General features: G+C 65.7%; 13 protein-coding genes. 7 read left to right on the top strand and 6 right to left on the bottom strand.

What is annotated here, in order from left to right:
* Positions 1-169 precede the first annotated feature (169 nt).
* The 3 genes from PO883_RS27050 to PO883_RS27040 form a co-directional block, all read right to left on the bottom strand.
* Complete coding sequence (locus PO883_RS27050; protein WP_289312514.1) at positions 170-1,177, bottom strand: sulfate ABC transporter substrate-binding protein; 1,008 nt, start codon at positions 1,175-1,177, stop codon at positions 170-172.
* Between the two features lie 92 nt (positions 1,178-1,269).
* The gene (locus PO883_RS27045) at positions 1,270-1,482 is read right to left on the bottom strand and encodes a hypothetical protein (RefSeq protein WP_167093192.1); all 213 of its coding nucleotides are present in this window, start codon (positions 1,480-1,482) and stop codon (positions 1,270-1,272) included.
* Positions 1,483-1,608: 126 nt separating this feature from the next.
* Complete coding sequence (locus PO883_RS27040) at positions 1,609-1,842, bottom strand: hypothetical protein (protein WP_289312513.1); 234 nt, start codon at positions 1,840-1,842, stop codon at positions 1,609-1,611.
* 410 nt (positions 1,843-2,252) lie between these two features.
* On the opposite strand from PO883_RS27040, the gene PO883_RS27035 reads away from it, so the two are divergent.
* The 7 genes from PO883_RS27035 (at position 2,253) to PO883_RS27005 (ending at position 7,761) form a co-directional block, all read left to right on the top strand.
* On the top strand, positions 2,253-2,573 hold the full coding sequence (locus PO883_RS27035) for a hypothetical protein (protein WP_167093174.1): 321 nt from the start codon (positions 2,253-2,255) through the stop codon (positions 2,571-2,573).
* Positions 2,574-2,585: 12 nt separating this feature from the next.
* A complete protein-coding gene (locus PO883_RS27030) occupies positions 2,586-2,951 on the top strand; it encodes a response regulator (protein WP_054263451.1) in 366 nt (121 codons plus the stop codon).
* Positions 2,952-3,062: 111 nt separating this feature from the next.
* Entirely contained in the window at positions 3,063-3,776 is a 714-nt protein-coding gene (locus PO883_RS27025) for a phosphatase PAP2 family protein (protein ID WP_289312512.1), read from the top strand.
* Positions 3,777-3,817: 41 nt separating this feature from the next.
* Positions 3,818-4,708: a diacylglycerol kinase family protein gene (locus PO883_RS27020; RefSeq protein ID WP_289312547.1), complete on the top strand. Its 891-nt coding sequence runs from the start codon at positions 3,818-3,820 to the stop codon at positions 4,706-4,708.
* 9 nt (positions 4,709-4,717) lie between these two features.
* The gene (locus PO883_RS27015; RefSeq protein ID WP_289312511.1) at positions 4,718-5,554 is read left to right on the top strand and encodes a metallophosphoesterase; all 837 of its coding nucleotides are present in this window, start codon (positions 4,718-4,720) and stop codon (positions 5,552-5,554) included.
* A gap of 120 nt (positions 5,555-5,674) precedes the next feature.
* Positions 5,675-6,895: a mandelate racemase/muconate lactonizing enzyme family protein gene (locus tag PO883_RS27010; protein ID WP_289312510.1), complete on the top strand. Its 1,221-nt coding sequence runs from the start codon at positions 5,675-5,677 to the stop codon at positions 6,893-6,895.
* Positions 6,892-7,761, top strand: a complete 870-nt coding sequence (locus PO883_RS27005; protein ID WP_289312509.1) for a class I SAM-dependent methyltransferase — start codon at positions 6,892-6,894, stop codon at positions 7,759-7,761. Before PO883_RS27010 ends, PO883_RS27005 begins: the two co-directional genes overlap by 4 nt.
* A 6-nt stretch (positions 7,762-7,767) precedes the next feature.
* Here PO883_RS27005 and PO883_RS27000 read toward each other — a convergent pair whose 3' ends face one another.
* The 3 genes from PO883_RS27000 to PO883_RS26990 all read right to left on the bottom strand — a co-directional run.
* Positions 7,768-9,168, bottom strand: coding sequence for a hypothetical protein (locus tag PO883_RS27000; protein ID WP_289312508.1), 1,401 nt, complete (start codon positions 9,166-9,168; stop codon positions 7,768-7,770).
* 31 nt (positions 9,169-9,199) lie between these two features.
* Entirely contained in the window at positions 9,200-11,869 is a 2,670-nt protein-coding gene (locus tag PO883_RS26995; RefSeq protein WP_289312507.1) for an autotransporter domain-containing protein, read from the bottom strand.
* Positions 11,866-13,002: hypothetical protein (locus tag PO883_RS26990; RefSeq protein WP_373890109.1), on the bottom strand; the 1,137-nt coding region annotated here is incomplete at its 5' end. The genes PO883_RS26995 and PO883_RS26990, both read right to left, overlap by 4 nt.

The raw sequence follows: 13,002 nt of genomic DNA, 5'->3' as shown, positions 1-13,002 counted from the left end.
CCAATCCGATTGCATACGATAGAGGGCGACCGCTTCAGGAACCCGCTCAACCTGGATTTCCCAAACCTGGATGTCCGGCCGGCGACTGGCCTGTCGCGCACATGATGGTCGAATCAATCTCATCCGGGTCTGCAGCCGGTTTTGCAGGCATCGCGCGGGGACGACGCAATTACTTCTTGCCGGTCAGGTAAACCTGGTCGAACACGCCGCCATCGGCGAAGTGGGCCTTCTGGGCCTTGCTCCAGCCGCCGGCCACGTCATCGATGGTGAACAGCTTGACCTTGGGGAACTGCGCGGCGTATTTGGCGGCAATCTTCGGCACCACCGGACGGTAGTAATTCTTGGCCGCGATTTCCTGGCCTTCATCGGTGTACAGGAATTGCAGGTAGGCTTGCGCCACCTTGCGCGTGCCACGCTTGTCGACCACCTTGTCGACCACGGCAACCGGCGGTTCGGCCAGGATGCTGAGCGATGGGGCGATAATGTCAACCTTGTCCGGGCCGAGTTCCTTGATCGCCAGCAGCGCTTCGTTTTCCCAGGCGATCAGCACGTCACCGATGCCGCGTTCCACAAACGTCGTGGTCGCGCCGCGCGCGCCGGAATCGAGCACCGGCACGTTTTTATACAGCTTGCTGATGAATTCCTTGGCCGTCGCTTCGGTGGCGCCCGGCTGGCGCAGGGCGTAGCCCCAGGCAGCAAGGTGGTTCCAGCGCGCCCCGCCCGAAGTCTTGGGGTTCGGCGTGATCACGGCGACACCCGGTTTGACCAGGTCGCTCCAATCCTTGATGCCTTTCGGATTGCCTTTGCGTACCAAAAACACGATCGTGGAAGTGTAGGCGGCGCTGTTGTGCTGCAAGCGCTTTTGCCACTGGGGCGACACGCTGCCGCGCTCGGCGATGGCGTCGATGTCGTAGGCCAGCGCGAGCGTGACCACGTCCGCTTCCAGCCCGTCGATCACCGCGCGGGCTTGCTTGCCCGAACCGCCGTGGGATTGCTTGACCGAGACCTTGTCGCCCGTCTTGGCTTTCCATTGCTTGGCAAACGCGGTATTGACGTCCTGGTACAGCTCGCGGGTCGGGTCGTACGACACATTGAGCAAGGTAACATCAGCGGCGATGGCAGCTTGTGACAGCAGGGTCAGTGCGATCAGCGACTGGCATATTTTTTTTAACAGCATGGTGGGCTCTCTCGGTGGCAAGTTCGGGGAATAAACAGCATAAATCCCCCCCACCGGACAGAACACGAATTAAATCAGCTTTGCATATGCGTTTAATGTGCCTTGGAGAGGATCAGCAGCCAGCGGCGCATCAGCAGCACTTCCACATGGCCTGGCTCGACGCCGGTGTCGCATTCGATGATGGGGTTGACCGTGTAGAAGCGCTTGCGGAAATCGCGCGTCACCAGCACTTCGCGGCGGCCGAGGCGCATCAGGAATGGGGTGGGAGCGTATTCGAGGCCGAAGTTACCGTTTAGTGGAGTCATGACGAATTCCTTTGTGGGTTTGCGTTGATCGAGTGATTCAAGAATAGCACAACTACTGTATGAATCCACAGGTACTGTATAAATAAACAGTTGTTTGTCGTTTTGCGGCATCGGCCCCGTTGCCCGTCAGGAATAGGCGATGTGTGGCCGCCGCAGGCCGCCGGCGCCATGCGCGGACGGAGCCTGGGCCAGCGCCATGATCTGGTCCTTGCCGATGGCCATCGGTGCGGCGCCGCAGCCGTTCGGACGACAGACGTAGCCGGGGTGCGCGACCCGTTCGGGGCAGGCCGCCAGGTCCGCCAGCGGATGCTGGCGCGGGCGCGGACCAGAACACGGTGGTCGCGGCGAGGAGGGTGGCAAATCGGTTCAATCGCACAGGTTTCTCCGGCGGGAAGGGATGGGGGCGCTGCTGTTTTGCCGATTTTGTAAAAAGCTTCCGGCGCCGGGTTTGATTCATCTCCATCCGCCCGCCTTGCGCTAGCCGCCGCATGCCGGCGTTTGACGCGGCTTGAGCGGGGCATCTGCGTTCGCTCAACAAGCCGCTTGCTGGGCTGCGCGAGGTGTAATATTTGGCGCACAGCAACAATTTGATTGACTACTGTGCAAGTCGCGGCGATACTGCGCCCAAGCTGGCTGTTGCGCAATATGATCTGACGTATCATGTTGATTGTTACGTCCATGCCCGGTGGACCAGGTAAAACCGGTTTTGTGTGCCGTCAGCAGTGCCCGCGGGAGCCTGTGGCGCTCGTTCATTGATTGGGGTTCTATTCATGCCTGACCCAAAGGCGGTCAATTCTGCGCTGTACAACACGGTGCGGAAAGACGTGGCGCGCTACGTCAGAAACAAGTTGCGGAGCATGGAACTCGATGTCACCGCCCTCGAACTGCATAACTCCAGTTCGACCAAGACCTTGCGCGTGTACGTCACGGTCAGCCGGACCACCAACCTGAAGGCACTGTACCTGGCCGAAACCATCGTCTGCCAGGAGTTGCAGAAAGAATTCGGCCTGCGTCCCGATGCCTTTTACTGGCGCTATTGTCCCGAACGTAAAGTAGCGGAGGAGGTGGCGCCTTCCCCCTCCGCCCATTGAAATCGATTTGTCATGGCTAGTCAAAAAATCCTCGTCGTCGACGATTCGCTGGTGCAGCGCCTGATCGTCTCCGAACTGCTGCTGGCCCACGGGCACCGCGTGATCCTCGCCACCGACGGCGTGGAAGCGGTGGCGATGGCGCGCAGCGAGCTGCCGGACCTGATCATCATGGATGTGGTCATGCCCAACCTGAACGGCTTCCAGGCCACGCGCGCCATCACCAGCGATGAAACCACCTGGCATATCCCGGTCATCCTGCTCACCAGCAAGGATATGGATTCGGACCGCATCTGGGCGCTGCGCCAGGGCGCGACCGCGTTCATGAACAAGCCGCTCGATCACGCCGCGCTGCTGGAGCTGGTCAATACCCTCGAATAGCGCCGGGCGCGGCAGCCTCCTGGCGGTCTGTGCGCTGCAAAGGGTGGCGCCTCGTGTACGATTGCAAACGTTGCCGTGCCGCTGGTGCCGGCCGTTGCCCATCGTTCAGCCGTGATCCCTTTCCATCCCCGCGTGCGCAGCTTCGTCGCCGCCCGCCTCAGTCCCGAAGGCGAGCTCGGCCTGCATGTCACTATCGGCGCCGTGCTGATGATGCTGGCCGCCGCACTGTTCGGCAACCTGGCGGCCGACGTCGTCTCGCACGACGACATTACCGTGCTCGACGCCTTCCTGGCCAACTGGTTCCACGGACACAAGAACAGCGCCTGGACCGGCCCCATGCTGTTCATCACCAACACCCACGACGTGCTGGGCGTGTCGCTGATGGCGAGCGCGCTGGGCCTCTATTTTTATTTCAACAAAGCGCGCTACTGGCTGATTTGCCTGGTGCTGGCGGTGCCGGGCGGCCAGCTGCTCAACGTCATGCTCAAATATATCTTCCAGCGCGCGCGGCCGAGCTTCGACGAGCCGCTGCTGACCTTGTCCACCTACAGCTTCCCCAGCGGCCATACCCTGGGCGCGACCGTGTTCTACGGCTTGCTGGCGGCCTATCTGGTGTGCGTGCTGCCGCGCTGGCGCGTGCGCCTGCTGGTGCTGCTGGGCGCCTGTGCCATGGTCGCGCTGGTGGCCCTGAGCCGGGTCTATCTCGGCGCCCATTACCTGAGCGACGTGCTGGCGGCCATGGTCGAAGGCTGCGGCTGGCTGGCGGTGTGCATCACCTCGTGCTCGACCCTGCGCCGCCAGCGCGCGGCGCGCATCACCGAATAGCGCATTTCCCCAACCCTGAACCAATCCCGAGGAGCTTCATCCTGACCCCGATCGCAGTCATCATCAACGGCAGTGCCGGCAGCGGCCACGACGACCGGCGCGCTGCCGAGCTGCGCGCCAAATTCGCCGCCCACGGCCTGGACGCGCACGTGACCCTGGCGCGCGGCGGCAGCGAGTTGATCGAGGCCGCCCGCGCGGCGCGCGCCAGCGGCAAGCAGATCGTGGTGGCCGGCGGCGGCGACGGCACCATCAATGCGGTCGCTTCGCAGCTGGTCGGCAGCGAAGTGGCCTTCGGCGTGCTGCCAATGGGCACCCTGAACCACTTCGCCAAGGACCTCGGCATTCCGCTGGCGCTGGACGAGGCGATCCGCACCGTGGCCCAGGGCCGCCGCACCCGGGTCGATGTGGGCGAGGTGAACGGCACGATTTTCCTGAACAATTCCAGCCTCGGCCTGTATCCGGACATCGTGCGCGACCGCGAAAAGCAGCAGCGCCGGCTCGGGCGCGGCAAGTGGCTGGCGGCCGGCTGGGCCACCTTGACGGCGCTGCGCCGCTATCCCTTTCTCAGCCTGCGCCTGACGGTGGGCGAGCAGGAACATGCGCGGCGCACGCCGTTCGTCTTCATCGGCAATAACGAATACACGATGCAGGGCTTGAGCGTGGGTGAACGCCAGCGCCTCGATGGCGGCAAGCTGAGCCTGTACGTGGCGCAGCGTCCCGGCCGCCTGGGATTGCTGCGGCTGGGCTGGAGCGCCCTGTGGGGCAGCCTGGCGCAGGAACGCGATTTTGACGTGCTGGCCGTGGAAGACATGGAAATCGCCACCCGCCACAAGCGCCTGCGCGTGGCCACCGATGGCGAAGTGAGCGTCATGGCGACGCCGCTGCGCTACCGGATCCGCCCGGCCGCGCTGACGGTCGTCGTCCCAATTTGAGGAGTTAGCATGCGTACTTTGGTTCATCTTTCAGACCTGCATTTTGGCCGGGTCGACGAAAAACTGCTGGCGCCGCTGCGCGAACTGGTCGAACGCATCGCGCCGGACGTGGTGGTGGTGTCGGGCGACCTGACCCAGCGCGCCAAGAGCGAGGAATTCGAGGCGGCCAAGGCCTGGCTCGACACCCTGCCGGGTCCGCAGATCATCGTGCCGGGCAATCACGACATTTCGCTGTACAACGTGTTCCGGCGCTTTTTGCAGCCCTTGACGCGCTACAAGCGCTACATCACCGACGACCTCGATCCGATCTACCTGGATGAAGAAATCGCCGTGCTGGGGGTGAACACCGCGCGCTCGCTGACCTTCAAGGATGGACGGGTCAACGACGAGCAGGTGGCCATGATCCGCAAGCAGCTCGACGGGCTCAAGCCGGCCATCACGCGCATTATCGTGACCCATCATCCGTTCGACCTGCCCATGACCGAGGATGACGACGACCTGGTCGACCGCGCGCCGATGGCGATGAAGGCGTTTGCCGATTGCGGCGTGGACTTGCTGTTGTCGGGGCATATGCATGCCAGCCATGCCGGCAACACCTCGGCGCGTTACCAGATGAGCGAGTACGCGGCGCTGGTGGTACAGGCGGGCACCGCGACCTCGACGCGCGGCCGGGGCGAGGTCAATTCCTTCAACGTGGTGCGGGTCGAGCGCGAGCGGGTGGAAGTGGACCGCTACGGCTGGGACGAAGTCGGCTTGCGGTTTTCGCTGATGAAAACCGAGCCCTTCCTGCGCAGCGGGAACATCTGGTCGGGCCACACCGAAGGCTTGATGGCCAGCGGAATCTGAGCCGTTTCCCGCTCCCGGGCGCGCGGGTTGACAGTACAATAGCCCTGGAGCCGGTCGCGCGACCGGCGCTGCAAAAGTCCTGTGCCGGCCCGCACAACGCGCCGGGGCAGCGGATGTCCGATGGCCCGACCTCACTGGCGCGATGTGCTCATGGCTGATTTTTCTCCTGGAAGTGCGCGTGACGCGCCGCTGACGATCGTGCGGGTGCAGGTGTGGAAGGTGCGCATGCCGTATATCGCGCCCATGCAATCCTCGCGCGGCCGGCTGGAGGTGGGCGAGAAGGTGCTGCTGCGCCTGACCGCGCTTGACGGCACCGTGGGCCTGGGCGAGGCGTCGATCATTTTCCCCGCGCGCGACGGCGAAAGCGCCGACTCCGTGTTCCGCCGCCTCGCCGAGGTCACCGGCCCGCTGCTGCTGGGCGAGGATGGCGCGCGCATCGTCACCATCTTGCAGACACTGGCGGGCTTGTCGTCGGAACGGCACGCCTTTCCCACGTCCCTGTGCGCGATTGACCTGGCGCTGCACGACCTGAAGGCGCGCCACCTCGGCGTGTCGGTGGCCGACCTGCTTGGCGGCGCGACGCGCGAACGCTTTGCCCTCTCGCGCAGCATGGCGATGCCGGACGAAGGCGCGGCGGTGCGATCGGCCTGCGCCCTGGCCGAGATGGGCTACCGCCTGCTCACCCTGAAGGGCAGCGCCGACTGGCGCCACGATATCCGCATGGCACGCGCGGTGCAGCGCGCCGTGGGCGCCAGCGCGCGCATCGAGATCGATCCCAACCAGGCCTGGCACTGCAAGGCGGCGCTGGCCGTCGATGCCGCCTTGCAGGAGTGCGAACTGGAATGCATCGAGCAGCCGTGCGCCTGGTGGGATATCGAGGGCATGCAGCTGATCACCGAGCGCGCGCATGCGCCCATCGCGGCCGACGAAAGCGTATTGAGCCCGGCCGACGCCATGCGCGTGGTGCGTGCGCGCGCGGCCGACATCATCACGGTCAAGCTGGCCAAGTCCGGCGGCTTGCGCGCTTCCTCGGCCATCGTGGCGATCGCCGACGCTGGTGGCTTGCAGTGCAACCTGGGCTCGAAACATACCCTGGGCGTGGGCACGGCGGCCCTGCTGCACTTTGCCGCCGCCCATCCCGCTGTCGGCGAGTTCGTCGGCTATGGTTCCGCGCTCGAACGCTTCGTCGGCGACATCATCAACGAAACCATCGACATCCGGGATGGCCAGGCCCGCCTGCCGCCCGGCCCCGGCTTCGGCGTCACGCTCGACCAGCAGGCCGTGGCGCGTTACGCGCTCGCGGCGGCCGACCTGTCGGCCGAGCGGGCACGCGCGCGGTGACGGCGCCGCCCTGCACGGGCTACGACCATGCGGCGCGGCGCAGTCAACTGCTGCATGCCTTGCCGGCCTTGCTGCCGATGCAATCGGCTTACCATGCCGGCTGGGTGGTGCTGCAATTGTTGGGCATCATCAGTGGCCTGGACAGCGAGCGCGCGCACATCGTGCGCCATGTGCGGGCGCTGGCGCGCGCGCGGCCCATCGCTTCGGTGTACGTCGCCGGCAGCGCCGATTGCGGGCTGCTGTCGGTGCTGCACGAAGCCTTCGGCGCGGACATCGCGGGGCTGGACGTGCGCGTCGCCGACCGCTCCCCGGTGCCGCTGGCGCTGTGCCGCCAGTACGCGGCCGCGATGGGCTTTCCGGTGGCGCTGGAAGTGCGCGACCTGGGCGCACCGCCCGGCCCGGCCGAACGCCGCTACGACCTGGTGCTGACCCATTCCCTGCTCAGTTTTATCGCGCCGCACGCGCGCGCCGCCCTGGTCGGCCATCTGGCGGCACGGCTGGAGGTGGCGGGCAGCTTGCTGCTGTACCAGAGCGTGCGCGCGCGGCATGGCTCGCCGCTGCTGGCGTATTCGCCGGAGCAGGTTGACAGCATGGTCGGCGCCAGCCTGGCCGCCCAGCGCAGCGCGGCGCGCTGCCTGCCCATGCTGACGGAGCATGAACTCGAAGGAATCGTGCGCGCGTTCTGCGCGGCCAAAATTACCCATGCGCTGGCCTCGGAGGATGAGCTGGTCCACAGTGCCCGCGCCGCCGGCCTGGCCGGCGTGCGCTGCGAGCCGCTGTCGGAGCGGGAATTGGCCGGGCACCGGCCCGCCACCCCGGAAAGCCGCTACGTCAAATGGATGTTGCAGGGACAGCGGGCCGCTTGAACGCCGTTACGGCGCGTCCGGCGGCGCTGCGATGGCCGACACAAACTCCTCGAATTTGCCGTTCGCGCTGCGCGCAATCGCGTCCACCCGCTGCGCGCTCACGCTCACGCCAGGCGGCAAGCGCTGCGCCACCTGCGCCGCCAGCCTGCCTTCTTCCTCCGGCGCGAGCGCGCTGGCGCTGACATAGCGGATTTGCACATGGTCGAGCGCGGTCTGGACCACCTGGCGCTGGATGATGCGCGGACCGCCGCTGCCAACGCCTGCGGCACTGTCACGAAAGCCGAAGGTGGGCCAGTAGCGTTTGGCGTCGGCCGTCACCAGCATGTTGCGGGTGCGTCCAAGGATGCGCGTCAGCACGGGCAGGCCGCGCCCGCAGGGACAGGGCGGGCCGGCTTCGGCCATGTCGCCCAGCTCGTAACGGATCAGCGGCATCGCGAAATTGAGCAAGCCGGTCACCACCACGCGTCCGCACACGCCCGGCGCGCAGGCCTGGTCATCGTCGTCCAGCACTTCCAGCAGGACGTTTTCGGATTGAACATGATAGTGGCCGCTATGCGGACAGCGGATGGCAAGGTAGCCGAATTCCTCGGATGAATAGGTATCGTTGACCGGCACGCCCCACGCCTCGTGGCATGCCTGGCGCACCTGCGCATCGAGCGGTTCGCCGAAGGTGCGCACTTCGCGCAGGCCCGGCAAGCGTACGCCTTGCTCGAGCGCCAGGCTGGCCAGTTGCAGGGCGAGCGAGGGATAGGTCAGCAGATAGCCGGACGCGCGCTCCACCAGCCACGCCAGCTGGGCCTGGACATCCACGCTGACCGGGCACAGATAGGCCGGGCCGGTGTGGAACATGCGGGTGGGCAAGCCCCAGTTGTCGGCCTGGTCCGCCTCGCCGCGCCGGATGATGCATAGCGTTTGCTGCAAGTCGCGCCGGTGCCATGCGTGGTCGCGCAAGGTCTGCGCTTCCCATACCAGCTGGTTCAGGTAGGTTTTGCGGAAGCGTACCGGGGTGCCGGTGGAGCCGGAACTGCTGCTGTCGGCGAGCGGGCCGTGTTCGGTCGGCAGCGCGCCGCTTTGCAGCTGCGCGAACTGCGCCTGCAGGTCGCGCCTGCGCAAGCACGGCAGGCTGGCGAAGGCATCGGCCGACAGCGCCCCGCCTTCGCTTAGCCGCGCGAGCAGGCCGGGCGGCCAGTGCTCGCGGTACCAGGGGACGGTCAGCGCGGCATGCCGCACGATCTGCCCCAGCTGCGCCGACTGGCGCGCCGCGATTTCCTGCGGGGCCAGCCATTGCTCGCTTTCCATCTGGCGGAACAGGGAGTAGACCAGGCTGCCCCGCACATCCGGGACAGCCGGCCATTCGATGCCGCTCAAACTGCTCTTCAAACGCCATGCGGGCAGGTCGTTCGACATCGGTCTCCTTCGGTCATGGTCGCGGCGCCGCTCAGAACTGCTTGCGCAGTTTGAGCGAAATGCTTTGAGCCCGGAAACCGCGATGCGCTTCCGCATCGTAGCGCGCCGTCAGTTCGGTGCTGCCGGACTGCAGCAGCGTCAGGCCGGCGCCGGCGCGCGCAAACAGCGGCTTGGGATCGATGCCGTTGGTGGTGAACGTTGGTCCGCCACCGGCAAAGGCCGACACCACCGCAGTCTGCTCGGCCAGGAAATCATAGCCGAACCCGAGGTTGCCCGAGAACGTCAATTGCTTCGATGGCGAATGATTCAGCTTGGCGTCGGCGTACAGGATGAACTGCTTGGCGCGCTGGCTGTTGACCAGCAAGTTGAGGGCGCCGGCGCCGGTTTCAGCGTAGGCCTTGTTCTTGACGGTGGTGTAGTCCAGGCGCATCGAGGGCGTCAGGTTGGTTTGCTCGCTGAGCCGCAGCACGCGGGCGATGCCGGCGGCGGCATGCAGGCTGGTGCCGCGATAGTCGCTGTTTGCCATGCGCGACAGGCCGCCGAAGCTGATGAGTCGCCGGCCCTGGGTCTTGTTGGTGCCCATGTCGAGCTGCCAGCTGATGTCGGTGTCGGCGTCCAGGTTGTGGCTGCCGTAGGTCATCAGTTGCAGCAGGTCGATATCGGCCGACTGCGTGATCGCGCCGTTGCCGTCCAGATTGGTCCTGGCATAGGTCACTGCGAAGCCGACCCGGTCGGCGCTGCTGACGACGCCGTCTGCCCCGACGATCAGGCCGCCGCTATTGGCCTTGTAGCCGGCCGTGCCATCGCGGTCGCTCTGGCGCGCCCAGGCACCGAACGGCTTGGCCCACAGCGCGCGCTCGTTGCCGTAGGTGTCGCCGGCCGACAGGCCGCGATTCGATTCGATGCGCGCTTGCACCACGCGGTCGGTCAGGTTCATGGTACTGGCGATGGCGGCGGCAGTGCCGCCGGCTGCCAGCGGGATGGTCTGGCCGACGGCATCGGACACTTCTTTCGCGGTCGACAGCTTGCCCAGCGCGGTGATGACCTGGCCCATGTCGCCGCCGGTGCTGTTGGCGATCAGGGTGTCGAAGACGCGCGCCGCGCCGCCGCCGGACGAATTGCCGCTGGCCACGATGGCCGAGATGGCGGTGTTGGCCGGTGGCTGCACGATTGGCGGCAGCGGTGGGGTCGGGACGGGCGTCGGCACCGGTGTCGGCACGGGGACGGGAGTGGGTACTGGGACCGGTGTTGGCACCGGCACGGGTGTCGGCACCGGGACTGGTGTTGGAACCGGGACGGGTGTTGGAACCGGGACGGGTGTTGGAACCGGGACGGGTGTCGGCACCGGCGTAGGAACTGGCGTTGGCACTGGTGTCGGTACTGGTGTCGGTACAGGTACCGGTGTCGGCACGGGTGTTGGAACCGGCGTTGGCACAGGTGTCGGCACCGGGGTTGGGGTCGGCACTGGCGTCGGCGTTGGGACAGGCGTCGGCGTAGGTGTCGGCGTTGGCGTTGGCGTTGGCGTTGGTGTTGGTGTTGGTGTTGGTGTTGGTGTTGGTGTTGGTGTTGGTGTTGGTGTTGGTGTTGGTGTTGGTGTTGGTGTTGGTGTTGGTGTTGGTGTTGGCGTTGGTGTCGGTGTCGGCGCCGAGGCAATCACCAGATCGATGGACTTGCCGTTTTTCACGCCAGTCAGGTTGAACAGGAAGCTGTTGTCGGTCACCGGAATGGTGAGCGCCGTGGTCAGCGTGTCGCCGGCCTTGATCACATCGGGCAGGATGGTGCCGTTGGCAAGGACCGGCGCGCCGGTGACGTCGACATCGATGTTGCTGCTGGCGGACATGTCGACATTGCCGGTCGCGTTCAGTTTGCCGTAGGTGGTGGCGTTGGTCAGGCCGGTGCGGAACACGCCGCCGGCAGCCTGGGCATAGTCGCCCGTCAGCGACACGGTATGGCCGGCGGCGACCGACAGGATGCCGCTGTTGGTCATGCTCGTCGCGCCGATGTTCAGCGCACTGGTCGAATGCAGGATACTGCCCGCGCCAATATTCATCTGGCTCAGGCCGGTAAAATCGCCGCCAGGCGTGAACGTGGCGGTCGTGGGCAGACTGATGCCGAAATTGGGCATGCTGGCGCCGATATTGACCACGCTGCCGGCGCCGCCGGTGACGGTGCCGGTCACGCTGGCGCTGGTGCCCAGGATGTTCAGGGTATTGATGCCGAGCGCGAGCGCGCCAGTCAGGCTGCCGCGGTTGGTGACGATGAACGGGCTGGCGCTGTTGGTGAAGTTGAGCGAATTGGTGCCGCTGATGGTGCCGGTGGCGCTGTTCAGGATGCCGCCGTCGAGAACGCTCGTGCCGGTGATCGCGATGCCGCTGCTGGTCCCGCTGATCGTGCCATTGTTGGTGATGCCGCCGTGGATCAATCCATTCGGCACGGTGATGCCGATGTCGGTGGCGGTGATGCTGGCGCCTGCCTGGTTGGCAATGCCGCCGGCCACGATATCGGCCGCGCTGCCGATCCGGATGCCGCGCGGGGCGTTCAGCGCACCGGCATTGACGATGCCGTTGGCCACGCTGGCGCCGGTGCCGTCGACATTGATGGCGTGGTTCCCGCTCGTGATGACGCCGGTCGCGGTATTGGTGATGGACCCCGCCGTGGCGCCGCTCACCAGGCTGATGCCGTTGCCGTTACTGCTGGTCATGACCGAACTGTTAGCGATCTCGCCAGTGACATGGGAGTTGCTGCCGATGAATATGCCGGCGCCATCCAGTCCACTGGGGCCGCTCGACAGGGTGGTGGTGATGGTGCCGGAGTTATCACGTTGCCTGTGATCGTGCTGCCATTGAAGGCGGTGATGCCGCCTTCGGCGCCGTCCATCAGGCCGCGGTTGACGATGTCGCCGCTGATCTGCGCCACGCTCAGGCTGATGCTGCGCTGGCCGTGGGTCTCGGCGCCGGTATCGTTCAGGATGCCGCCGCCGCTGATGGTGGAGGTGGTCAGGACGATGGGGTGGATGCCGTACAGTTTGCCGGCATTGACGATGCCGCTGGTCACCGTGGAATTGCCGACGCCGATCATCTGGGTGCCGCCGCTGATGATGCCGGTCGCGGTATTTTCGATCATGCCGACGGTGGAGCTGTTTACCACCGACAGGCCATTCGAGCTGGGGCCGCCGATCGTGCCGCTATTGCTGATCTTGCCGCTGACTGTGCTGGTGCTCACTGACAGTGCCGCGTTGCCGCCCTGGGTATCGATGCTGCCGCTGTTGAGGATATCGCCGGTGAGCGTGACGCTCGACAGCGCCATGCCGCGCCCGTTTTGGCCGGGTGTCTTGCCGATATGGCCGGCATTGTCGATGGTGCCGATCTGCGCATTGCTGATATCGAGCGCGGCAAAGCCGCCGGCGGTGTTGATATTGCCGCCGGCGGCGTTGGTAATGCCGCCCACGACGCTACTGTTGACGATATGGATCGCGGTGCCGTTGACGGCGCTGATCATGCCCGCCGGGCCGTTGCTGATGGCGCCGTTGACGGTGGCGCCGCTCAGGCGGATGCCTTCCTCGGTGATGCCGCCCCATGGTCCGGTGGAGGCGATGGTGCCGGTATTGGTGATGCCGCCGGTCAGCGTGCCTTCGATGTTGAGCGCGACCGCGACCGGGTTGATGGTGCCGGCATTGGTGATGGAAACGGCGCTGACGCCGGTGGCGAGTTGCACGCCATTATTTGGCGTGTTAGCCAGCGGCACGGTGATCACGCCGGTGGCAGTGACGTTGAGGCTCTCGCCGCTGCCGATGGTGCAGGTATTGTCGATGGTGGTGTTATCCACCGTAATGAT

Source organism: Massilia sp. DJPM01 (assembly GCF_030348125.1).
In the GTDB taxonomy this organism is placed as follows: domain Bacteria; phylum Pseudomonadota; class Gammaproteobacteria; order Burkholderiales; family Burkholderiaceae_D; genus Telluria_A; species Telluria_A frigida.
The sequence above is the reverse complement of the archived record's forward strand: the minus strand, read 5'-3'. Positions and strand labels throughout refer to the sequence as shown.